Source organism: Paraburkholderia sp. BL6669N2, from assembly GCF_003387275.1.
Classification (GTDB): domain Bacteria; phylum Pseudomonadota; class Gammaproteobacteria; order Burkholderiales; family Burkholderiaceae; genus Paraburkholderia.
In genome coordinates this window covers 1757373-1781417 of record NZ_QUNA01000002.1, presented here as the reverse complement: position 1 = coordinate 1781417, position 24045 = coordinate 1757373, and the positions used below count along the sequence as shown (strand labels likewise).

Below are 24045 nucleotides of genomic sequence, written 5' to 3'. Positions count from 1 at the left end.
CCGACGGTGCGACACCGGGCCAGCAATGATCACGCTAATGCCGGACCGTGCGCGGCATAAGTTCATGTTAGAACTCCTCACGGCGAGCGTTTATAAAAAAACGGTGATGGATCGGTTTATTTTGGTGCATCTGCGACGCCGACTGGACGCCATTCAGCACGCGTCGAGAATCAACGCAGAATTGCGAAAGACATGGCAGAAACGCGAAAGAATCGCCGATGGGTGGAGCGTAGATTGAAGTCCATCGCCTGACGGCACAGCCTGGAGTCCCACATGGATGAACTGCTTGGACGCGCCTGGTGGATGCTCATTCTGCGTGGCACGGTCGCGCTGCTGTTTGGCACTCTGGCGCTATTCTGGCCTGGTCTCACGCTGCTGCTCCTCATCACCCTCTTTAGCGCCTACGCAATCGCCGGCGGCATTGTCGCGATTGTGGCGGCCATCCGCTACCGCGCGACGCACAGCGGCTGGTGGGTGCCCTTGCTGCTCGGCATCTGCAGTATCGGCGCCGGTGTGATTGCCGCGCTGGTGCCGGGCATTACGGCGCTCGTGCTGGTCGCCGTCATCGGCGCAAACGCAATAATCACCGGCGTATTCGATCTGATCTCGGCGACGCGGCTGCATAGGCGCCTGCGCAATGCGTGGATGCTGGTGCTAACCGGAGTGCTATCCGTGCTGTTCGGCATCCTCGTGCTGCTCTTTCCCGGCGCCGGCGCACTAGCGCTCGTCTGGCTGATCGGCGTGTATGCATTGTTCACGGGCGCGCTGCTGTTCGTACTCGGCATCACTGCGCGCGCCTGGCATCATGACAGCCTGACCGGCGAGCCACACGCGCCATTGCATCCGTAAACGCACCGCGCGCGGGGATGCATAGTCACCCGGCCACGACAGCAGCCGCGCCCCTCGCATCCGGAGGTCGAATGGACTACCCGTCGTCTCCAGTGGTCCAGCCTCTGGGCTGGCTCTGGCGTACCTGACGCAAGGAGAATCACATGCTTCTCGATCTCGACAAATGGAATCCGTTCCGGTTTTTGCGCTCGCACTCCGCGCAGGAAAACGCATCCGGCCCCGCCGGTGCGTCGCGCACCAGTCAGCAAAGCGCACGGCAAAATACGCAGCAGACTGGCGGCACGCAAACGGGCGACGGGGCACCGATGGCAACCGCTGCTGCGCCGGCAGCACTCGCGTCTGCCAGCTGGCCGCTGCCCGATCCTATTCATCTGTTCGCCGAATTGATTCGTGATCCGTTCGGCGGCCGTGGACCGCTCGGAAGCTGGTTCGGCGACTTCAGCGCCAGCGAGTTTCAACCACGGATCGACGTCACCGACGAAGGCGACGCGCTGCGTATTGTCGCCGAATTGCCGGGCATGACCCGCGACGACGTCGAGCTGGAAGTGATTGAAGACATGCTGATCATCAGCGGCCAAAAGCGCTTCGAATCGACGAGCGAAGAACAGGGATGCTATCGGGTCGAGCGGTCGTTTGGAGACTTTCAGCGTGCGGTTCCGCTGCCCTCGGGCATCGATCTCGATCGGGCAGAGGCCAGATTTGAAAATGGCGTGCTGACGCTGCGTGTCCCCAAAGCGGCCGCGGAACCAGCCGCGAAGCGGCGCATTGAGATCAAATAACGCACTCCGCACTCCGCGGTCAGGCCTATCGTTGGCAATTGGACGATGGCCGTTGGAGGAAGTCGCGGTACGCCTCGGCACGAACGACGCACCGCGCGGCGCTGGATTGAGCATGCCGATGCGTTCCTGCGCATAGCTAACGGAACTGGGTGTCGGGGAAACAACCGATCAAGCCACGTGCCGTCCACTTAATTGCTTGCTTCGGGTGCAGCGCGAGCCCAGCGCGCGAACAAGGGGCGTCGGAACAAGCAGCGGAACAAATATTTTCCACCACCCATTACCCGCCCGGGAAGCGATGCGCTCACGGACGAACAGGAGATCATCATGGCCGAGTGCAGTGTTTGTGGGAAGCCCGCAACTTCGCAGATCACGATCACCGAAAACGGTCAACGCCGTCAGCTGATGCTGTGCGATGAGCATTACATGGAGTTCATGGCGCGCAATCAGCGCCGCCTGTCGCCGCTCGAGTCCCTCTTTCACGGCGGACTTTTCGACAGTCTGTTCGACGACATGTGGCCACAACTGGAAGGCGGGCGCGGTAGCCGGCCACGCATCAGACGCGCGCCCGGACAGCCCGGCGGCGCGGATCAGGATACAGGCCCCGGTAGCGGGCAAATCGGCGATTCAACGGGCGCGCAGCCAGCCGGCCGGACACGCCGGCATCGCCGGGCGCGTGAAGCGGTAGACCTGCAGACGTACCTGAGCCAGAGCGGTCTGGACCGCCTGCAAGCCGCGGCGCAAGCAGCGGTCGAATACGGCAAGAACGAAGTCGATACGGAACACTTGTTGCTGGCGCTCGCCGATAACAATGTGGTGCAGGAAATCCTGCGCGAATTCAAGCTTGATCCCGAAGAGATCAAGAAGTCCATCGATCAGACCGCGCCGCGCGGCACCCGCAAGGAGCCGAGCGACAACGAGCAGATCGGCGTGTCGCCACGCGCCAAAAGTACGCTGGAAAATGCGTTGAAGGCGTCGCTGGAACTGGGTCACAGCTATGTGGGACCAGAACACATACTGATTGGGCTTGTGGAGGAAGAAGACGGCTTTGCAGGTGAATTGCTGCGCAAGCTCGGGCTGTCGTCGCCATCGCTGCGGCAAAAAGCAGTCAAGGTGGTCGGCAAGGGTGCCGAAGACGGCAAGATGGAAGACCGCTCCACCACGCCCACGCTCGACAAGTACGCGCGCGATCTCAGCGCGCTTGCGCGTCAAGGCAAGCTCGATCCGGTGATCGGCCGTGACAAGGAAATCGAAACCACCATTGAAGTGCTCGCGCGGCGGCGCAAGAACAATCCGGTGCTGATCGGCGAACCCGGTGTGGGCAAGACCGCTATCGTCGAAGGCCTCGCGCAACGCATTGCTCAGGACCAGGTGCCGGAAGTGCTGCGCGGCAAGCGCGTGGTCGAACTGAATATCAATAGCGTCGTGGCAGGCGCGAAATATCGCGGCGAGTTCGAGGAACGCGTCAAGCAGGTGCTGGATGAGATCATCGAGAATCAGGACCGTCTGGTCGTGTTTATCGACGAACTGCATACGATAGTCGGCGCCGGCCAGGGCGGCGGCGAAGGCGGCCTCGATATCGGCAATGTCTTCAAGCCCGCGCTCGCTCGCGGTGAACTGCACCTCGTGGGTGCGACCACGTTGAATGAATACCAGAAGTACATTGAGAAAGACTCGGCATTGGAGCGGCGCTTTCAGCCCGTCATGGTGCCTGAGCCGAGTGTCGAGGAAACGATTGAAATTCTGCGCGGCCTGCGGGATCGGCTCGAAGCGCACCACAAGGTGAAAATCACCGAAGAGGCGATCGTTGCTGCGGCAAAGCTCTCGGATCGCTATATCGCCGCACGCTTTCTGCCAGACAAGGCAATCGATTTGCTCGATCAGGCCGCTGCACGCGTGCGCATTTCGTCGAATTCGCGTCCGCAGCCCTTGCACGATGTCGAGGCGAGCATCCGCCGCATCAAGCAGGAACAGGACGCGGCCAGCGCTGCTAAAGAATTCGACAAAGCCAAGGAACTGGAAGGACGACTCGTCGCAGAACAAAAACGCCTGCACGAAGCTACCGAAACGTGGAAGAAGGAGCGCGGCACCAGTTCACAGGAAGTGACGGCGGAAGACATTGCGCAGATTGTTTCGTCGCTCACGGGCGTACCGTTATCCGAACTCACGGCTGAGGACCGTGAAAAGCTGCTGCGACTGGAAGACCGCCTGAAGGAGCGCGTGGTCGGTCAGGATGAAGCCGTCTCCGCGGTCGCCAAAGCAGTGCGGCTTTCGCGCGCCGGTTTGACGGAGGCCGGCAAGCCGACAGCGAGCTTCCTCTTTCTTGGACCTACAGGCGTGGGCAAAACCGAACTCGCGAAGGCGCTTGCCGCTTCGGTATTCGGCGACGAGAGCGCGCTAGTGCGTATCGACATGAGCGAGTATTCCGAGCGCCACACGGTGGCACGGCTGGTTGGCGCGCCGCCCGGATATGTCGGCTACGAGGAAGGCGGGCAACTCACCGAGCGCGTGCGGCGCAGGCCATATTGCGTGGTGCTGCTCGACGAAATCGAAAAGGCGAACGCCGAGGTGCACAACCTCCTGCTGCAACTGTTCGACGAAGGGCGGCTCACCGACGGCAAAGGCCGTCTGGTCGATTTCACCAACACGATCATCATCGCGACCAGCAACGTCGGCTCACAGTTGATCCAGGACAATATGAAGGCAGACTCGAAGCAACTCGACTATCCTGAGCTGCGCGACCGGTTGATGCAAATCCTGCGGCATCATTTCAAGCCGGAGTTTCTCAATCGCGTCGACGAAGTGGTTGTGTTTCATGCGCTCGGCAAGGAGCAGATTCGCAGCATCGTAGATCTGCAACTTGCGCGCGTGCGACGCACGGCGTTGGCCCAGGGCATCGATCTGTCGTTCGACGATGGCTTGCGCGATCACCTTGCGCAGATCGGCTATGACCCCGAATTCGGCGCGCGGATGCTCAAGCGCAAGATCCGTCTTGAAGTGGAATCGCAACTCGCCGATGCGCTGTTGGGAGGCGACGTGCGCGACGGCGACAAGGTCACAATGGTCTACGACTCGGGTACGCACTCTGTGCGTGTGCAGAAAGGCGCCACGCGCACAGAAGCGCCCAGCGAGGCGTCGAAGCCGGCACCGGCGCATGCGTGACGCCGGCATGCTCAGGAACGCGACGCCGCTCGCACGTGCGGGCTACGTCGCCGTTACGATTCGAGTTCACCTGCGATGATCTCGTCGCGATAACACCAGATCCACGTTTCGCCGGGTTCGATTGAACGTACCAGCGGGTGGCCTGTCGCGTGAAAATGTTTGCTTGCATGCCGGTTGGGCGACGAATCGCAACAGCCGACGTGGCCGCACGAAAGACAAAGCCGCAAATGTACCCACGGCTGGCCAAGCTTCACGCAGTCCTCGCAATAGTCGATGGATGTGTGGAGAATGCGGGCCTCGCCCAGGTGCGTGCAACCAGGGGTCATGACGGTACTCCTCGGACAGGTGCGCACAGACGTGCGGACCAAGGTTGTTGTGCTTACGCTCAGGCGCTATTCAGATAGCGATGCACCAGCGCCACCGCCATCGCTCCCTCGCCGACCGCCGACGCCACGCGCTTGATCGATGCGTGACGCACGTCGCCAGCTGCGAATACGCCGGGCACACATGTTTCCAGATGCAGCGGCGCGCGTTCGAGCGGCCAGTTCAGGGTCGCCCGATATTCCAGCAGGTCGGGACCGGTCACGAGATAGCCGCCTTCGTCGCGGACAATGCCGACGTCTTGCGCCCATTCGGTCTGCGGCACGCCACCAATGCAGACGAATAGCCAATTCGTCCTTGCCGTGCTTTGCCGGCCGGTGCGCACATCGGTCAGCGTGATTTCCTGCAACACGTCACTGCCTGCAAGCGCGGTAACTTCGGTGCACGTGCGCACTTCAATGTTCGGCGCCGACGTGACGCGATCCATCAGGTAGTGGGACAACGTGTTCTTGAGCGATGCGTCACGCACGAGCATGTAGACGCGGCTGGCGGTCTGCGAAAAATGCATGGCGGCCTGTCCGGCCGAATTGCCGCCACCCACCACATATACGTCTTCGCCATGGATCAGTTCGGCCTCACTCGCGCCGGCGCCGTAATAAAGGCCCGCGCCGAGAAAGCGCTCTTCGCCGCTCAGCCCTAGCGTGCGATATGCCACGCCGGTCGCGCAGATAGACGTGCGCGCCGTGATACGTGTGCCGTCTTCCAGATACACGATGCCACGCCCTGGCGGAAACTCCGCGTGCACGCCGGCGCGCGCCAGCAGGATTTCGGCGCCGAACTTGACGGCCTGGACGCGCGCCCGTTCAGCGAGGTCCACACCGCTCACGCCCTGTGGAAAGCCCAGGTAGTTCTCGATTTTGGAACTGCTGCCTGCCTGGCCGCCCAGTGCCCAACGCTCCACCAGTACCGTACGCAGTCCCTCCGATGCACCGTACACCGCCGCGCTCAAACCCGCCGGTCCCGCGCCGTAAATCGCGAGATCGTAGGCCTCACGGGACGGACTTGCGAACCAGCCGAGCTTCTCGGTGATTTGCCGGATGGTGGGACATTCGAGCCGCGTGCCGTCGTGGAAGACGCAGACCGGCAAGCGCGAATCGGAAAGATGCTGCACGTGCGCCAGTTCCTCCGCTTCTTTATCGCTGCGCAGTTCGATCCATTCGAACGGTATATCGCAGCGATGCAGGAAGTCGCGTAGCGCGTAGCCATTTGCGCTGCGCATTGGCCCATAGATCCTGACCGTGACCATGCTATTCGCCTTTGAGGTGGGAGTTTCCTTCGTTTCACGCGTTTCCCAAGCAGGTGGCCGCGCCGGGATAAGTGCGGATCGCCATATTCAGGCATCGTAAGCGCATGGTAAGAGGCGTCTTTCGCGATACCGCCCGGTTTTGTTCGCTTTCCGCTAAAGGTTCCATCACGTCGGGTCGTGCGACTGCCTGCCACGCACCGTATGCGTTCTGCTCGATCCCGCAGGCTCGATGTTCAAACGCGTGCGTTCGCACGGGCCGCTCCGGTTTCGTATCAAGGCGTCAATCTGGAAGCACGAACTCGGTACGCATGTCTTCGATCGCCTTCTGGACATGATGTGCGCAATCCGCGCCGAGGTCGTTGAGCGGCACGATGTTCCAGTTGCGGCCGGATGCGTCCGGCGGACACCGCTCCGGTAGCGGTATGCGCACGCGCAAAGCGCCCGGCACGTCCGCGGCGATTTTTGCCACGCGGTTCTGCAGTTCGTCGCGAATCTGCTCAGCGGTTCGAACGGTTTTCCCCATCGGTCTGCCTCTCTCGGTCGCATGTGCGGTTCGTGACTGAATGGCGCATACGTTCCTTTCGCGTGAGCATGCGCCAACGATGCTTTAAGTCTAGTCGCTAATCCGGGGATGTTTGGACAATCGCTCGCTTCTGCGGACCGCACTCAAGGGAGTGCACGCAACAAAGCTGCTCCGAAAATGCGCAAAAGCCAGAAAGACCCGGAAATGAGCCGCGCGTGTCGCGCGCGAGGCTACATTGAAACCGTGTGTCACGCGAGGCAAGAGCTGCACACATCTTATGAGCGGTTGACGACCTGTCGGCACATCACGGGTGGGGCGGGCAGTGAGGCAATCCCCGTAACACCGCCGAAATCGCGTATTCCATCTTGCGCTCGTTGGGGTACAGTGCATGGAACTGCTGCTCGAGGCTTAGTACCTCTTCGAATACATGACAGGAACCTGTATCAGAAGCGCGAGATAGTTCGGCCTCTGTTATCAATCACTGGATATGTCAGTTCCGCTTTGGGCAGCTATCCGCGAGAAGCCGCAAGCGCGAAAGACCGTAGCATGTGCGTTACCCGAGCGTCGAATGAACTGTGCACGGTGCATGTGCAATCCATGCGCGCGCGGTGCGTTCGCGGCGCAGCGACGGCTGTCCGGGAGTCAAATCATGGAAAGTAAGAAGGGCTGGCTACGCAAGGATCTCGATGCGTTGCGTCTGCAGTGGGCGATGCTCACCTTTTATGAGCGATTCGAGCAGCTTGTCGCGCATGTGCTGAGCGTCGTCATTTCCATCATCATCCTCGTGTCGCTCTGGCAGTTGATTCAGGCGGTGATTTCATTGCTGGTTGCGGATGCGCTCAACCCGCTGGATCACGCGGTGTATCAGACTGTCTTCGGTATGGTCATGACGCTGCTGATCGCGATGGAATTCAAACATTCGATTACGCGCGTGATGGCGCGGCGCGATCACATCGTGCAGGTCAAAACGGTGCTTCTGGTCGCGCTACTGGCTATCGCCCGCAAATTCATCATTCTCGATCCGGCCAGTGCGCCCGCCCAGATCGCGGCGCTTGCATTTGCGCTGGTGGCGCTGGGGAGCGTCTACTGGCTGATGCGGCAGCGTGATGACCCGGTCGACGCACCGAACGCCGCGCGAGCGGAGCGTGATCGCATGCTGCGCGCACAGCGACAGCAAGGCGGCGCGCCCCGCGAAGGCGACTAGCCCGACAATTAACTTGAGTCGCCGCGCTCGTCTCGTGACGGCAGTGTAAGCGTCCATCCGCCGGACGGCGTCAACGGTCGCGGGAAGTCCGGTCGGCTGTTGCGCAAGCGACGCTGTCGGCAACAATTTTCAGTCCGCAGTCCTTTCCCCGCAGCGCAAGCGCCCCGTGAGAGCCTGGTCGGCGCCACATCTCATTGCGTAGACGATGTCACGAATGCCGCTCGCAAAAACTGCTCGGCTTCCTTCAGCGTGAACACGGTAATGCCGCTTGCCCCGGCGGCCATTCAAAACCGGTGGCTGCGAATTCGCCGGTTTCCAGATTCGAGTGCCCCCATGGATCAGTTCCCGCGGACGGTCAATCCGGCGGCAGTGGCAAAGCCGGGCGGCCACTACAGCCATGTTTCAATTGCACAAGACCTGATTTTCGTGTGAGGCCGGGTCGGAGACGCCGAACCCGCTCCCACCGCCGTGCCGCTTCCCGCACTCCACTTCGGTCTGAAGATTGAGATTTAAGCTGTCGCACAAAAATAAGCGCGTCGATTCGCAACGCCAGGTTTGAGGTCGGTGCGACGCATCGACAGACAACATCCTCCCCCGCACCGCCACGCAAATCATGCTGTGCACCCCACCAAGAACGATCGATTTGAATGGTTGGGATGCCGCGTTTGCAATAAAGGCCATTTTTTGGGGTGATTAAATTGGTTCGTCACGAGTCCGTTGCGAAGCCGTTCCAGGCAACGGGCGTCAAGTTTCAACAGAGACGGCATCGCACGAGGCCGCGCCAGTTCAGCTGTCATTGCACCATCAATCTCTCTATGTAAGGAGCAGTTCGCATGAACGACGCCCAGATCAAGAATGGCGGTATCAGCCGACGCGACATGATGCGTCTTCTCGCCGCCGGCGGAATGCTTGCCACTGGCGCCGGCGGACTGTTCGCCGGTGCGAAGTCGGCGATCGCCGCGCCGGCGCCCAAGAAGGGCGGAGCGATCCGGGTGGCGTACGACGCCGGATCGAGTGCGGACACCATGGACCCGGCCAAGGGCTCCGCAGGGTCCGACTACATTCGCTTCTTCATGTTCTACAGCGGACTCACGCAACTGGACCAAAGCTTGACACCGCAGATGAATCTTGCGGAAGCGCTGGATACTTCCGACGGTCGCGTCTGGATCATCAAGCTTCGCAAGGGCGCTACCTTTCATGACGGCAAGGCGCTGACACCGGCGGATGTCGTGTATTCGCTGATGCGCCACAAGGATCCTGCGATTGGCTCGAAGGTGAAAACGCTCGCCGATCAGTTCACCGATATCAAGGCAAGCGGTCCAAACGAAGTGACGTTGACGCTGGCGTCGGCCAATGCCGACCTGCCGGTCATCCTCGCCACGCCGCAGTTCGTCATCGTCAAAAACGGTACGACCGACTTCTCGTCGGGAATCGGTACTGGTCCGTACAAGGTTAAGACGTTCAAGCCGGGTGTGACCACCATTGGCGTGCGCAATGAGAACTACTGGAAACCGGGTCTGCCTTATCTGGACCAGATCGAGCTCATCGGGATCGGCGATAACGCCGCCCGTGTGAACGCTTTGCTGGCCGGCGACGTGCACCTGATCAATTCCGTCGATCCCCGTTCGACCCAGCGAATCGCGTCGACGCCGGGCTATGCGGTGCTCGAAACGAAGTCGGGGCTCTATAGCGATCTGATCATGCGACATGACAATCCGCTCTCCGGCAATGCGGACTTCGTCGAGGGCATGAAATACATGTTCGATCGCGAGCAGATCCGTACCGCCGTATTTCGCGGCTATGCCGTGATCGGCAACGACCAGCCGATTCCGCCGGGGCATCGCTATTTCAATGCGTCGGTACCGCAACGGCAGGTGGATCTGGACAAGGCCAAGTACTACTTCAAGAAGGCGAATGCGATCGGCCCGGCGTTGCCTCCGATCTACGCGACGCCCGACGCAAATGGCTCGATCGAGATGGCCGAACTTCTGCAGCAGACGGGCGCGAAGATCGGCGTCAACGTGACGATCAATCGCGTGCCCGCCGATGGCTATTGGTCGAATCACTGGATGAAGCATCCGCTTGGCTTTGGCAGTGTGAATCCGCGTTCGAGCGCGGACGTCCTGTTCACGCAGTTCTTTAAATCGGATGCGCCATGGAACGAGTCGGGCTGGAACAATCCGAAGTTCGACCAGTTGCTCGTCGCTGCACGATCGGAAACGGACGAGACCAAACGCAAGCAGATGTACGGTGATATGCAGCAGATCGTTGCGACGCAGGGCAGCATCGGTATTCCGGCGTTCATCAGTATTCTCGATGCGAACGACAAGCGTCTGCAAGGACTCGGGTCGATCCCAACGGGGGCGATGATGGGCTTTTCGTTTGCCGAACACGTATGGTGGAACGCGTAAGCCCGCGCGGTAAAGCGCGTGACCGGCGCACCGACATAAATTGACCGATGTCCTGACGCCGCATCGTGTGCTGCGGAGCGTCCGCAAAACGGTGAGATCTGTGCAGCACGCCCACGAATACGGCACAACGCCGGGTTTTTAAGGTGATTAAATGTCTCTCAGTGCGGTCGCATCCTTTCATGATCAGCGCCGCGCGTGCGGCGTGCGTTGGGAGTCATGTGCATGAAGTCCAAATTCGTTCGGCTGTCAGAAACGGCGCGGACTCCGGTCCGGTTTTGCATCGACGGAGAAACCGTCACAGGCTTTGAAGGCGATACGCTTCTCGTAGCCATGCTGTGCAACACGGATCATGTGCGTCATTCGGAGTTCGGTCCGGAAACACGCGCCGGCTTCTGCCTGATGGGTGCGTGTCAGGACTGCTGGGTGTGGACCACGGATGGCGAACGCATGCGAGCCTGCACGACAATGGTCAGTGCCGATCTGAACATGGTGACTCGCCAGCCGGAGGTGCAATGGCCGAACCTCGCGTGATCATTGTCGGCGCGGGGCCGGCTGGGGTTCGCTGCGCTCAGGCGCTGGTCGACGCCGGATTGCGTCCGCTTGTCATAGACGAAAGCAGGCGCGACGGCGGCCAGATCTACCGGCGCCAGCCAGATCAGTTCACGCGCCCGTACAGCAAGCTGTATGGCACCGAGGCGCCGCGTGCGCTCGACCTGCACGAGAGCTTCGAACGCCTTCGCGCGAGTATCGACTATCAATCTGAAACCCTTGCATGGAATTTCGCAGGCGGCACACTCCACACCACGCACGCGGGCGTGGCGAGCCAGCATCCGTTCGACGCGCTGGTGCTGTGTCCGGGCGCGACCGACCGGCTGATGCCGGTGAAAGGCTGGCAACGGGCCGGTACGTATAGTCTCGGTGCCTCACAGATCGCGCTCAAGGCGCAAGCGTGCGCGATCGGCAGCAACGTGGTATTCATGGGCTCGGGGCCGTTGCTGTATCTCGTCGCGAGCCAGTATGTGCAGGCGGGTGCAACAGTCGCAGCGGTGCTGGACACCTCGCCATTCGGCAAGCGTCTGCGTGCGTTGCCGAAGCTGCTTGCGCGGCCCGATGTACTACGCAAGGGCGCGGCGCTGGTCTCGTCGCTCAGGAAGCAGGGCGTGAAGATCGAGACGGGCATCGTGCCGGTGGAGATTCACGGCGATGACCAGCGGGGCGTGGACGGCGTGAGCTATCGCACGGCACGTGGCGCGCAGCATCGCATCGCGTGCGACGCGGTGGCGCTGGGTTATCACCTGCGGCCGGAAACGCAACTCGCGGACCTCGCAGGCTGTACTTTTACATTCGATGCATCGACGCGCCAGTGGCTACCGCAGCTCGACGAGATGGGGCGCAGTTCGGTTAAAAACGTGTATCTGGCAGGTGATGGTGCGCGTGTGCTCGGCGCGGACGGCGCCGAAACCGCGGGGGCGCTCGCAGCGTTCGCCGTGTTGCAGGACCTCGGCAGCGCTGTCGATACAGCGCGGGTCGCGTCCCTGATTCGCACACGGGAGAAAATGGACCGTTTCCGCGCAGGGCTCGCCATCGCGTTTCCCTGGCCGGCCCAGCAGGCGGCCGCGCTCTCCGACGACACCATCGTCTGCCGATGCGAAGGCATCTCGGCAGGCGAATTGCGGCGGGTGGTTCGCGACGAGGGCGCGCGCGAAGCGAATCGTGCCAAGGCATTCAGCCGTGTCGGCATGGGCCGCTGCCAGGGGCGCTATTGCGGCCATGCCGCGGCTGAAGTGATCGCCGGCGAATCAGGCGTGCCACTCGAACAGGTCGGCCGCTTGCGCGGTCAGGCACCCGTGAAGCCATTTGCGATCTCAACGGTTTCCGATACCCTGGCTGCGACGCAGGTCGTGGCTGGGCATACCGCGCTTACGACGCTGGAGGAAGAATGAAGCGGATAGAGGCGGATGTGGTCATTGTCGGTGGTGGCTTCATGGGCGCGGCGGCGGCGTTTTTCCTGCGCCAGCGCGGACGCTCTGTCATCGTGCTCGAGCGCGGCCTGATCGGCCAGCAGGCGAGCGGCACGAATTTCGGCAACGTACGCCGTCAGGGGCGCTTTCTGCCGCAGTTGCCTCTTGCTAACCGCTCACGCGAGATCTGGGGAAAACTCCCGGAACTAATCGGTCATGATGCAGAGTTTCTGCCGTCGGGACACGTGCGTGTCTGCTACCGGCAGGAACAGGACGACGCGCTCGAAATCTATGCGCGTGAGGCCAGTCACTATGGACTGAAGCTTGATCTGTATCGCGGCACCGAGATGCGTGCCAAATTCCCATTTCTGGGCAAAGAAGTGCGTGCGGCTTCCCACTCCGTGCTGGACGGTCACGCGAATCCGCGCCTTGCCGCGCCAGCGTTCGGTCGAGCTGCGGCACGCGCGGGCGCGCGTATCGAAGAGAACACGGAGATTGCCGTCGTCGAGAAAGACGGCGATACATTTCGCGCACGAAGCACCGACGGTCGCGAATTCTGCGCGCCGAATCTGCTGATTACAGCGGGCGCGTGGGGAAATCAGCTAAGCGAACAATTCGGTGAAGCCGTTCCGATTGCCGTGCGGGCGCCCCAGATGGCCGTGACCGAACCCATGCCTTATGGACTGCGCGAGGTGGTCGGCGTGACCTCACCGTTGCTCGAAGAAGTCGTCTATTTCCGGCAGGTCAAACGCGGAAACATTGTGATCGGGGGCTGCGCGCGTGGGCCCGCCTACCTTGACGAGCGTCGCGCAAAAGTCTTGCCGGAAAGTCCTTTGATCCAATTCCGTCAACTGGCGCGCGTGGCGCCAGCGCTGACTCGGCTGCATATCATTCGCGTGTGGAGCGGCGTGGAGGGCTATATGCCGGACGATCGCCCAATCATGGGGCCGAGCAACAAGGTGGATGGTCTTTACTATGCATTCGGTTTCTGCGGCGCGGGTTTCCAATTGGGCCCGGGCGTCGGCGACGTCATGGCCGAGCTTATCGATACCGGCGCAACCAGCACGCCGATAGACGCATTTGCAATCGAACGGTTTGCGGCAACGGCGACGTCCGCAGCGGTGGCGGCATAGCACGGTCAAAGGCGCCGACGCCTGCGCGCCGCGCTCTACACAGATTTTGCTACGTGCCTTCGTATTTGCACATCACCCCGAGTGCCTTCCTGAAAAGCGCCCGCGTCAGGCCGGCCACGCATTTTTGATAGCTTGCACGCGGGCTCGCCGTTACCCATATGAACGCCCGCGCGCCGCGTTCAACCGATTGTCGGTGCTTATTAATTTTTCCTGGATGTGTGCGATGACTTCTCTCTCAACGAACGCTTATAACGTCGATCCGGTCGCATGCCAGCGTTTCTATATCAACGGCCGCTGGATTGCACCCGCAAAGCCCACATTCATGCAGGTTATCAATCCCGCGACGGAGGAACCCGTCGCAGAGATAGCACTGGGTTCCTCCGAGGACGTCGATCGCGCGGTCAGTGCTGCCCGCGCGGCGTTCGATGGCTGGTCGTCCTCGCCGGTGGCGACGCGCGTCGCCATTCTTGGCAGGATGCATGATCTGATTCTCGAACGAAAGGAAATGTTCGCCCAGGCAATATCGCTTGAAATGGGCGCTGCAATTTCTTTCGCGCGTTCACTGCAGGTTCCGCTTGCGGCCGAGCACGTTCGGATCGCACGCGACGTGGTTTCGCAATATCGCTTTGTGTCCGTCAATAACGGCACGGCAATTTCACGTGAGCCGATCGGCGTTTGCGCGCTCATTACGCCGTGGAATTGGCCGCTTTACCAGATCACCGCAAAGGTGGCTTCGGCGCTCGCGGCCGGGTGTACGGTGGTCCTCAAGCCGAGCGAATTGTCGCCGCTCAGCGCGCAGGTCTTCGCACAACTGGTTCACGACGCCGGCGTTCCTCCAGGCGTATTCAATCTGATTAATGGCACCGGCCCGAAAGTGGGCGCGGCACTCGCGGAGCACGTGGATGTCGACATGATCTCGATCACCGGGTCGAACCGCGCCGGCGTGCTGGTTGCCCAGGCGGCAGCGCCGACGGTCAAGCGTGTCGCTCAGGAACTGGGTGGCAAGTCCCCGAACGTCATGCTTCCTGATGCCGATTTCGCAAAGGCCGTACCGCTCGGCGTGATGTCCGCCTTTCGCAACGTCGGGCAATCATGCAGCGCACCCACGCGGATGATCGTGCCCCGCGACAGACTTGCGGATGTCGAAGCTTTGGCCGTGGCAACCGCTGAAGCAATTGTCGTGGGCGATCCCCAATCCGACGCGACGGTATTAGGGCCCATCGCCAACGAGGCCCAGTTCAACCGCGTACAGACCATGATTATCGCGGGCGTGGAGAGTGGAGCGAAATTGATTTGCGGAGGGCCCGGGCGGGTGGAAGGTTTCAGCAAAGGCTTCTTCGCCCGTCCGACGATTTTCTCCGAGGTACTACCTCAGATGCGGATCGCGCAGGAAGAAATCTTCGGTCCGGTTCTTTGCATCATTCCCTACGACACGATCGACCAGGCAGTCGAGATAGCGAACAGCACGCCCTATGGACTGGGTGCCCACGTGCAGACCCAGGATCTCGACGCCGGGCGCGCGGTGGCATTTCGCATTCGCGCGGGACAGGTTCATATCAACCATCCGGCATGGGATCCGCACGCGCCGTTCGGTGGCTATAAGCAATCCGGTAATGGACGCGAGTATGGTGTTCAAGGATTCGAAGAGTACCTCGAAACGAAGGCTATTCTTGGTCACGGATGATCCAGGCGTGGCTTTGATCCCAGGAAAACTGGGATCTGCCTACGTTATCGTCGTAACCGAAAAACCGATCGGCAGGGCGATCCACCAGGTCTCGTCATGACACCGTCAAGTCCCACATTTCAGCTTTTGCCTTTCGAATCCGGGTCGGCGCGCTGGTCGCGCGATGGCTTCGAAGTGGATACCGACCGGCAGCGTATCGATGTGCCGGCTACCCAGCGTTTGCTGATCGAGGAAAGTTACTGGGCGCAAGAATCGACGGCCGACGCTTTGCGGCGAGCAATAGCCGGATCCGTGGCGTTTGGGCTGTATGACGGCTCGCGGCAGATCGGCTTTGCACGAGTCGTCACGGACGGCGTCGCGTTTGCTTATGTACGCGACGTGATCGTGGCAAGTGCATATCGTGGGCAGGGTCTGGGCCTGTGGCTTATGCAGACGATTGGCGGGCATCCTGACCTGGTACCCGTGCGCCGATGGATGCTGTCGACCCGGGATGCTCATACGCTCTACGAAAAGGTCGGCTTCAAGCGCGTCGGATATACCGATCTCCTCATGACGAAGGCCGCCGAGTGAGCGCATCGAGCGTCATACGAGCAGCGGGAAAGCATTCTTTTCAGGGTAGCTAACATGGCCTACAGGGTTGGAGTTGATATTGGCGGTTCGTTCACGGACTTCGCGGTGCTGGACGAAAAGGACAACACGATTCGACCGTTAAAGGTGTTGTCACGGCCCGATGAACCGGGCGCGGAGATCAGGACCGGTATGGCGGTATTCGCCGAGCGCGATGGTATTGCCGCGGCAGACGTCAGCTACTTCACGCATGGGACGACCGTCGGCGTCAATACCGTCATTCAGCGCAAGGGCGCCAAACTGGCGCTTCTCACCACCCGGCATTTCGAGGATGTACTGGAGCTGGGCCGTCTCAAGATGCCGCGCTTTCACAACCTGTATGCGCGCCGCCCGGTTCCGCTGGTTCCGCGGTATTCGGTATTTGGAATAGATGAGCGTACCGACGCCGCCGGCAAGGTTCTCACGGAGGTCGATGCCACAGCCGTCATGCTAGCCTTCGAGCAGGCACGGGAGCAGGGCTGCGAGGCCATCGTGATCTCCTTTCTGCATTCCTATCGCAATCCGGAGAACGAGCGGGCCGCAAAAGCGGCGATCGCGGATATCGCGCCTTCTTTTCCGGTGTTCTGTTCAAGCGACGTGTGGCCCATCATCCGCGAATATGAGCGAACCGTGACCGGGGTGATCAGCGGCTATGTGCAGCCGAAAGTAGCCCGTTATCTCACGGCTTTCGAGGAAGCACTAAACGAAGTCGGCGTTCCCGTGCCGCCGCGCATCACGAAATCGAACGGAGGCGTGATGAGCGCGCGCCAGGCGAAGGAAGAATGCGTGCAGATGATCTTGTCGGGTACCGCGTCCGGCGTGATCGGCGCCGGCTATCTGGCACGCATGATGGGACTGCCCAGGATACTGAGCCTCGACATTGGCGGCACGAGCGCCGACGTGGCCGTCATTGTGGATGGCGCGGCGGAATATGGTGCAGGTGAGTTGATCGGCGAGTTCCCGATCTTCATCCCTTCTGTGTCCGTCACGTCGATCGGCCAGGGCGGCGGGTCGATTGCGTGGGTCGATGACCTCGGCGTGCTGCAGGTGGGCCCCGAAAGCGCGGGATCGAGTCCGGGGCCGGCGTGCTTCGACAAGGGCGGACTCCGGCCGGCGGTGACCGACGCGTTCGCCGCCTGCGGTTTGATCGGCCATAGCAAGCTGGGTTATAGCGCCGTGAACATCGACGTGAAGAAGGCGCAAACCGCATTGGCGCCGCTCGCAGACGCGCTGAATCTGAGTTTGTTCGAAACCGCCGAGAGCATCATTACGATTGCCGTATCGGGCATGTTCGCCGATACCAGCGGATTGATGTCGCGCTTCGGCATTGATCCGCGCGAATTCTATCTGCTCGCATTCGGCGGTGCAGGCCCGATGATGGCGTGCTTTCTCGCACGCGAACTGAATATCAAAGGCGTGATCGTTCCGCCGACACCAGGTGTATTGAGCGCATTGGGCGGGTTGATAGCCGATCTGAAGAACGACTTCATCAAGACGTTGTACATCGATCTGGATGCGGCTTCGGTCGCGTTGCTGCAGGAATCGTTTGACGCGCTGAAATTGCGCGCCGAGCATTGGCTCTATCGGGATCAGCAGTTCGAAGGGGAAAGCGCGCTCTCGTACACGACTGAGATGCGGTATCGCGGACAGTCCTTCGAAATCGAAGTGCCGCTCGATCCGGACTGGGTCGCTCATGGCGATCTGGACGCGATCACCGCTGCCTTTCACGCGCAGCATCAGCGTTTGTTCGGCCACAGCGATTCCCTCGCGCCGCTGCAAATGATCAGCCTGCGCGTGCTCATTACCGGCAAGACGCCGAAGCCGGCGCTCGCGCGCATCGAACACAGTACGGCTGCCCCAGTGCCCGCTGCGTTCGTCGATGCATACGTCGACGGGGAAGTGCGCAACGTAGCGCTATATCAGCGTGCGCATTTGCTTGCGGGACAATGCTTCGATGGTCCGGCGATCGTCGCTCAGGACGATTGCACGACATGCGTGCTGCCCGCAATGAGCGTGACAGTCGATACATTCGGCAATCTCGTGATCACCATGCATTGATGGCCCGCCTGCGTCGCGCCCGTGCTGCTCGCGGGCACGCACAACGATAAACCCTCAAGGAGCCATACGTCATGGCGATTGACCGTCGTAACCTGCAAGTTCTTGCCAACTACTGCGCCGCCGCCGCGGACGCAATGGCTTATACGTTGCTCCGAACGGCGTACTCGACGTTCGTTAAGGAAACCGAAGATTTCTCATGCACGATCCTGACCGAGTCGGGCATGGCATTCGCCAATCCGCGCAGTTTCGGCGCACCGTGGTACAGCGGGATCGACTATGCTCCGGTCATCGAGATGTTCGATGACTACGAAGACGGCGACGTCTGTATCACGAACGACTCGTATAGCGGCCATGTCGCCACGCATTCTCCCGACATCCATATCTGGAAACCGGTATTCGACGACGGTGTCCTTGTGTGCTTCGTCGCAGGCCATATTCACAATACGGACGTAGGCGGCGCCGTGCCGGCGTCGCTCTCCCGGTCGCTCACCGATATCGTGCAGGAAGGGATTCGTATACCGCCCGTGAAGATCTACCGGCGGGGCGTTCTGAACGAGGAGATGGCGGCGATGATGCGCCTGAACGTGCGTGCGCCGGATCAGAACTGGGGTGACTTCAACGCGCAGATAGCGTCCGTCAATATCGGCGAGCGCAAGGTCAAGGAAATCATCGCGCGCTTTGGCCGGGAAGATTTCAGGGAGGGTGCACGCGCGATTCTCGACCATGCCGAACAGCAGGCGCGAAATGTTATCCGCACCATTCCCGACGGCGAATATTTCTTTGCCGACTACGCTGACGAAGACGGCGACGGCGGCGTGCCATGCCGTATCGCGCTTACGCTGCGCGTGAAGGGCGACGAGGTCGAGTTGGACTATACCGGCAGCGATCCGCAACTCGCGTCGTCGCTGAACATGCCGACGGGCGGGCGCGAACACCATCCTTTGCCGCTGGTCGGCCTGACCTACGTGCTCTATACGCTGGACCCGCGTATCTGGATGAACGCCGGAACCCTGCGTGCGGCAAGGGCGATCCTTCCGTCAGGCACGGTCGTCAACTGCGAAGCGCCTGCTGCCGTGGGTATGCGCTCGCTGACATGCATGATGACGCAGATTGTCACGTTTGGCGCATTCTCGCTGGCGCTTCCCGACAGGATCCCCGTGACGGCGCCCGGTGGCAACGCCATCATGAACGTGAAGACCGTCGATCACGCCAATCGGCCCGTCATGGCGTCCATTGGGCCGGTGGGCGGCGGCGGCGGAGCGACTCCTGTGTCAGATGGCGTCGAGGGTTGCGGTGGTGCGTCGGCGTTTCTCAAGAACACGCCGATCGAAATCAGCGAAGCTGAAGTGCCGATCTTTTTCCTGCGGTACGGTCTGTGGCCAGACACGGCCGGCGCCGGGCAGTATCGAGGCGGCATGTCCACGGTGATGGAGTTCCGCGCGTCGACGCCCAACACGATCGTGACGGCGCGTAACCGTAACCGTTCAGTGTTCTCGTCGTGGGGCGTGAAGGGAGGCCGTGCGGGGGCGCTGTCCACCTTCCAGAAGAACCCGGATACGTCCGCTGCCATGGAACTGGGCAACACGGACGTCGTCCGGTGCGATCCGGGCGACGTTATCCGCGTCATTGGTCCAGGAGCAGGCGGCTACGGCGATCCGATTCTGCGCGATGCGCAACGCGTTCTGTCGGACGTTCGCAGCGGCTTCCTTTCACCTGAACGCGCGCTCGAAGACTATGGCGTGGCGGTGAAGGGGACAGGAGTGCAAATGTGTATCGATCAGGATCTGACCGCGACGCATCGCGAGAAGAGGCGTGGGGTGGCTGGCGGGCACGAGCATTTCGACTATGGTCCGACGCGCTCTGCGTTCGAACAACGCTGGACACGCGATCGATATGATGAGATGACGACTTTTCTCGCGAGCCTGCCGGTTGCGTGGCGTCACTTCATCAAGCGTCAAATCTTCATGGTGGTCGATGCGCAGACGGGCATGTCAGTCGACTTGCGAACGCAGATGCAGGAAATCTTCAGCGCGATCCGCAGCAAATATCCTGTGCTTACGCCCAGGCCTGAATAGCTTTGAAGGCATTTCGGCCGCGTAGTGGTGTGAGAGATCAGGCGATTACGATGGCCGTCGCGCTGCGTGCACGTACAAGCACGCAGCGTATAGCACGCAATTCGATCATAAGGCGTTGTCAACCTGCCGAAATCGGTCTCCGGCGCGGACATGGTTCCAGCGCGGGAAAATGTGCAGAGCGGCGTCATTGAGTGGTAACAAGTGCTTGCCGAAGAGCAGCGATTCAAGTTGTTACAGCGGCAATGCGTGGCGCTCAAGGCTCGAAAAAGATCTTGCGCACAGGCCGGACGAGCGCACTAGACTTCCTTCATGGGAACCGTTCGGTCACATGGAAGATGCATCGCGGCGAATGTGGCGGCGCGCGTGGGTTGGATGGGCTCACAATCGCCACGAATCTTAAGCGATAACGCGGCTCCTGGAAGACATGTCAGCTGAATGCCCCAAGCTTTCGCTGTGCTGACGCTTTCCCGAGGAGAGACACGATGAGCATTGCATTGATTGGCGCCACCGGCCGCACCGGTCGCCTGGTGGCAGAGAAATTGCACCGTGCGGGCATTCCGTTCCGCGCGTTGCTGCGCGACGAGGCGCAGCGGGCCCGTTTCGAAGGCCTCGGCGCGACCGTTGCGATGGTCGACCTGACACAGGACTTCGGCGCGGCGCTCGCGGGCGCTCATACAGTTATTTTCACAGCAGGATCCGCTGAAACCGAGGGCGCCGCACAGGAGACTCAGATCGATCGGGACGCGATCATCAAGGCGGTGGATTATGCGAAGCAACATGGCGCGGACCGCTTCATCGTTGTCAGCACCTTGCTGGCATACGCCCCTGAACGCGCACCGGATGAGCTTCGGCATTACGCGCAGATGAAGCGTGCATCCGACGACTATTTGATCGGCAGTGGGCTCGATTATCTCGTGCTGCGTCCCGGCACGCTGACCATGGAGCCGGGTACCGGGACGATTGAGGTCGTGATCGACGCGCAGTCGGCTCGTGCCCCCGTGGCGCGCGAGGATGTTGCCGACGTCGTGCTCGAAGCGCTCAGGTTGAACGTCGTTAACACCATCTTCGGTTTTGCCGGTGGCAGTGAACCGATCGACGACGCGTTGGCCGCGCTTCGTTGACGTTGCGCGCCGCGCCGGAGAGGTTTACGTCACTGCAGCACCCGGGTCGTTGGTCGCAAGTCGCTCGGCTGTGAACGAGCCCTCTGCGCGCGTGCCGCAGCCTGAGTCCCCTGCTGGCATTCGGCGGATTGTGCGGTACTGGAAGACATGGGCAACGGCAGGATCGCGACACTTCTGAGCAGAAACCGGAAAGAAGCGCGCGTGGGCCATGGCTAGACTGGCCTGAGAGCCAAATCATGTCGATGTGATCTGCCCAGACGCTTCGAAGCGTTCATGGCAGCACTTTTCGGGTCGAGTCAAGAAACGTAAGGAGCGAATTTATGCCGGATATAGAAATCGCGCCGGCGGAAGCCGGGCAGCGCGAGGAGCAAATCCCGCTGGGCAAGCTCTTCGAACCCGTCAAGGTGGGACCGTACAACCTGCGTCATCGGGTCGTGATGGCGCCGCTGACGCGTTCGCGCGCGAGCCGGCCAGGCAACATACCGTCTCAGCTCAACGCCTGCTACTACACGCAGCGTGCATCGGCCGCGCTCATCATCAGTGAGGCGACGCAGGTGTCGATGCAAGGGCAGGGCTATGCGTGGACGCCTGGGATTCATAGTCGCGAGCAGGTCGAAGGCTGGCGGCTCGTCGCGAACGCCGTACACGAGGCGGGCGGGTTGATGTTCATGCAGCTCTGGCACGTTGGACGCATATCGCACCCCTCGTTGCAGCCCGACGAAATGCTGCCCGTGGCGCCCTCTGTGGTCCAGCCGAAAGCGGAGGCGTTCATCGAGAACGAGCGCGGCGAAGGTGTCGTTGCACCCTGCGTCACGCCCCGCGCGCTGCAGGCCGAAGAGATGCCGTATCTCGTGCGACAGTATTTCAGGGGTGCGCGCAACGCAAAGGCTGCCGGTATGGACGGCGTTGAAGTGCACGGAGCGAACGGCTATCTGCTCGACCAGTTTCTGCTGTCCGGTACAAACCGCCGCACGGACGAATATGGCGGGTCGAGCGAGCGCCGAGCCAGGCTCCTGTTCGAGGTGATCGAAACGGTCTGCGACGTGTGGGGGCCGGAAAAGGTCGGCGTACGGCTTTCTCCTCTCGGCACTTTCAACGACATGCATGACGACGATCCCGAGGCGACCTTCTCTTACGTCCTCGAGAAGCTCAATCGATACGGGCTCGCTTACTTGCACATCGTCAATCCCGCGCTCGCGGCGACCGGCGAGGATGCCGCTTTCACTGAGCGCGCGAAGCGCATGAACGAGATGATACGACGCACCTATCGCGGTGTGCTGATGGTCGCGGGCGGGTTCGACGGCAGCAGTGCGGAAAGATGGATCGAGGACGGCAAGGCGGATTTGATCGCGTTCGGGCGCCTGTTCATCGCCAATCCCGACTTGCCGGACCGCTTGCGATCGCACGCTTCGCTCAATTCGCCGGATCCGTCCACGTTCTATGGAGGCGGCGAGCGCGGGTATACCGACTATCCGTCGCTCGCGCAGGAGCGCGGAGAGGCCCCTCGGTCCGTGATCGACGGGCGTTGGAGATAGAGCGTCACGGTCGTTGAGCAGCGGGCTCGCCGGCGTCGCGGGACAAGTTGCGAGGCTCCCGAGCCGGCGACCGGCCGTCGACGGTCTCGCGGAAGTTTTTTATCATGCGCAGCGCCGATTTACGCATCGCTTACCTGCCCCACGGCGCTGCTAAGCGCCCGCCGTTTTGCAAGGGCCTTGTAAAGAGCGCGGACGCCGAATTGCCAGGGCGCGATCTCGGTTGACGACTGCACGGTGTTGACAAGGGTGCCGAGCGCCGGCGTTGCAATCGTCACTTTGTCCCCGAGATGATGCGTGAAGCCGCTGCCCGGAGCATGCCGGTCTTCAATTGGAGAGAACATCGTGCCGAGGAACAGCATGAAGCCGTCTGGATACTGGTGATGCGGCCCGGCAGTCTGGGCGACAAGTTCCTCTGGGTCACGGCTGATCTCGCGCATGTGGCTCACGCCTTCGAGGATAAATCCGTCGTCCGCGCCTTCTATCCTGAGCGACACGCTGGCTGCCCGCACCGAGTCCATCGTGAAGCGTTCATCGAACAACCGGATGAAAGGACCGATCGCGCATGAGCCGTTGTTGTCTTTTGCCTTACCGAGCAGCAGCGCACTGCGGCCTTCGATGTCGCGGAGATTGACATCGTTGCCGAGGGTTGCACCGACGATCGTTCCGCGGCTGTTGACCGCCAGCACAATTTCGGGCTCGGGATTGTTCCAGCGGGAGGCCGGGTGTAGCCCAACGTCTGCGCCGTAACCGACCGCCGACATCGGTTGAGACTTGGTGAACACCTCTGCGTCGGGCCCAATGCCGACTTCCATATATTGCGACCATGCGCCGCGCCGTTCCAGTTCCCGCTTCAGACTGTCGGCGGCCGGCGTGCCGGGGCGAATTCTGGAGAGATCAGTGCCGATCAGTTGCGCGATCGTCGAGCGCACCGTGTCCGCTTGCGTCGCGTCGCCGTTAGCCTGTTCTTCAATGACCCGTTCGAGCAGGCTCACGGCAAAGGTCACGCCGCATGCCTTGATGGCCTGAAGATCGCATGGCGCGAGCAATGCCTGGCCGATGTTCTCGACGGGGCCGAGCGCCTCGCCCTCGACGTGACGCGCAAACTCCAACAGGTCCACGCGCTCGAACAGATCGGAGGTCGTCGGCGCCGACGCCGTGATGTCGAAGACCTGACCGGCACGAACAACGACGACCGACGGCCCGTCGATCGGCGCGTTTCGCCAGATGCGTCCGACCAGCAGGGCGTCGGCCAGGTCAGTAGGTACGAAATGCGGAAGATCGTTCGATATCATGGTGGCGTTGCCTGGCGAGAGTTGGGAA

General features: G+C 61.3%; 18 protein-coding genes and 1 pseudogene. 14 read left to right on the top strand and 5 right to left on the bottom strand.

Annotated features, from left to right (window positions below):
• Positions 1–273 precede the first annotated feature (273 nt).
• The 3 genes from B0G80_RS30465 (at position 274) to B0G80_RS30455 (ending at position 4787) form a co-directional block, all read left to right on the top strand.
• The gene (locus B0G80_RS30465) at positions 274–849 is read left to right on the top strand and encodes an HdeD family acid-resistance protein (protein WP_116121652.1); all 576 of its coding nucleotides are present in this window, start codon (positions 274–276) and stop codon (positions 847–849) included.
• A 143-nt stretch (positions 850–992) separates the two neighbouring features.
• A complete protein-coding gene (locus B0G80_RS30460; protein WP_116121651.1) occupies positions 993–1628 on the top strand; it encodes an Hsp20/alpha crystallin family protein in 636 nt (211 codons plus the stop codon).
• A 324-nt stretch (positions 1629–1952) separates the two neighbouring features.
• A complete protein-coding gene (locus B0G80_RS30455) occupies positions 1953–4787 on the top strand; it encodes an ATP-dependent Clp protease ATP-binding subunit (protein ID WP_116121650.1) in 2835 nt (944 codons plus the stop codon).
• Positions 4788–4840: 53 nt separating this feature from the next.
• On the opposite strand, the gene B0G80_RS30450 is transcribed toward B0G80_RS30455, so the two are convergent.
• From B0G80_RS30450 to B0G80_RS30440, 3 genes are all read right to left on the bottom strand, one after another.
• Positions 4841–5113: a UBP-type zinc finger domain-containing protein gene (locus B0G80_RS30450; protein WP_116121649.1), complete on the bottom strand. Its 273-nt coding sequence runs from the start codon at positions 5111–5113 to the stop codon at positions 4841–4843.
• Between the two features lie 59 nt (positions 5114–5172).
• Positions 5173–6414, bottom strand: coding sequence for an NAD(P)/FAD-dependent oxidoreductase (locus B0G80_RS30445; RefSeq protein WP_116121648.1), 1242 nt, complete (start codon positions 6412–6414; stop codon positions 5173–5175).
• Between the two features lie 280 nt (positions 6415–6694).
• Entirely contained in the window at positions 6695–6937 is a 243-nt protein-coding gene (locus B0G80_RS30440) for a hypothetical protein (protein WP_116121647.1), read from the bottom strand.
• A 649-nt stretch (positions 6938–7586) separates the two neighbouring features.
• On the opposite strand from B0G80_RS30440, the gene B0G80_RS30435 reads away from it, so the two are divergent.
• Positions 7587–8141 carry a phosphate-starvation-inducible PsiE family protein gene (locus B0G80_RS30435; protein ID WP_116123774.1) on the top strand — a complete coding sequence of 185 codons (555 nt, stop codon included), beginning with the start codon at positions 7587–7589 and terminating at the stop codon, positions 8139–8141.
• A 94-nt stretch (positions 8142–8235) separates the two neighbouring features.
• Here the strand turns inward: B0G80_RS30435 and B0G80_RS48300 are convergent.
• Positions 8236–8425: pseudogene (locus tag B0G80_RS48300) on the bottom strand (DSD1 family PLP-dependent enzyme); the annotation flags it as partial.
• Positions 8426–8974: 549 nt separating this feature from the next.
• Here B0G80_RS48300 and B0G80_RS30420 point away from each other — a divergent pair.
• From B0G80_RS30420 to B0G80_RS30375, 10 genes are all read left to right on the top strand, one after another.
• Positions 8975–10552, top strand: coding sequence for an ABC transporter substrate-binding protein (locus tag B0G80_RS30420; protein WP_116121646.1), 1578 nt, complete (start codon positions 8975–8977; stop codon positions 10550–10552).
• A 222-nt stretch (positions 10553–10774) separates the two neighbouring features.
• Entirely contained in the window at positions 10775–11083 is a 309-nt protein-coding gene (locus tag B0G80_RS30415) for a (2Fe-2S)-binding protein (RefSeq protein WP_116123773.1), read from the top strand.
• Complete coding sequence (locus B0G80_RS30410; RefSeq protein ID WP_116121645.1) at positions 11065–12495, top strand: NAD(P)/FAD-dependent oxidoreductase; 1431 nt, start codon at positions 11065–11067, stop codon at positions 12493–12495. The genes B0G80_RS30415 and B0G80_RS30410 overlap by 19 nt, the downstream gene beginning before the upstream one ends.
• Entirely contained in the window at positions 12492–13646 is a 1155-nt protein-coding gene (locus B0G80_RS30405; protein WP_116121644.1) for an FAD-binding oxidoreductase, read from the top strand. The genes B0G80_RS30410 and B0G80_RS30405 overlap by 4 nt, the downstream gene beginning before the upstream one ends.
• Before the next feature lie 223 nt (positions 13647–13869).
• The gene (locus tag B0G80_RS30400) at positions 13870–15330 is read left to right on the top strand and encodes an aldehyde dehydrogenase family protein (protein WP_116121643.1); all 1461 of its coding nucleotides are present in this window, start codon (positions 13870–13872) and stop codon (positions 15328–15330) included.
• Between the two features lie 174 nt (positions 15331–15504).
• Entirely contained in the window at positions 15505–15900 is a 396-nt protein-coding gene (locus B0G80_RS30395) for a GNAT family N-acetyltransferase (RefSeq protein ID WP_181920098.1), read from the top strand.
• A 54-nt stretch (positions 15901–15954) separates the two neighbouring features.
• Entirely contained in the window at positions 15955–17994 is a 2040-nt protein-coding gene (locus B0G80_RS30390) for a hydantoinase/oxoprolinase family protein (RefSeq protein ID WP_116121641.1), read from the top strand.
• A gap of 71 nt (positions 17995–18065) precedes the next feature.
• A complete protein-coding gene (locus tag B0G80_RS30385) occupies positions 18066–20069 on the top strand; it encodes a hydantoinase B/oxoprolinase family protein (protein ID WP_116121640.1) in 2004 nt (667 codons plus the stop codon).
• A gap of 494 nt (positions 20070–20563) precedes the next feature.
• Positions 20564–21190, top strand: coding sequence for an SDR family oxidoreductase (locus B0G80_RS30380; protein ID WP_258879080.1), 627 nt, complete (start codon positions 20564–20566; stop codon positions 21188–21190).
• A 320-nt stretch (positions 21191–21510) separates the two neighbouring features.
• The gene (locus B0G80_RS30375; protein WP_116121638.1) at positions 21511–22725 is read left to right on the top strand and encodes an alkene reductase; all 1215 of its coding nucleotides are present in this window, start codon (positions 21511–21513) and stop codon (positions 22723–22725) included.
• Positions 22726–22844: 119 nt separating this feature from the next.
• Here B0G80_RS30375 and B0G80_RS30370 read toward each other — a convergent pair whose 3' ends face one another.
• Positions 22845–24017 (bottom strand): fumarylacetoacetate hydrolase family protein, encoded by a 1173-nt coding sequence (locus B0G80_RS30370; RefSeq protein WP_116121637.1) that lies wholly within the window; start codon positions 24015–24017, stop codon positions 22845–22847.
• Positions 24018–24045: the final 28 nt, after the last annotated feature.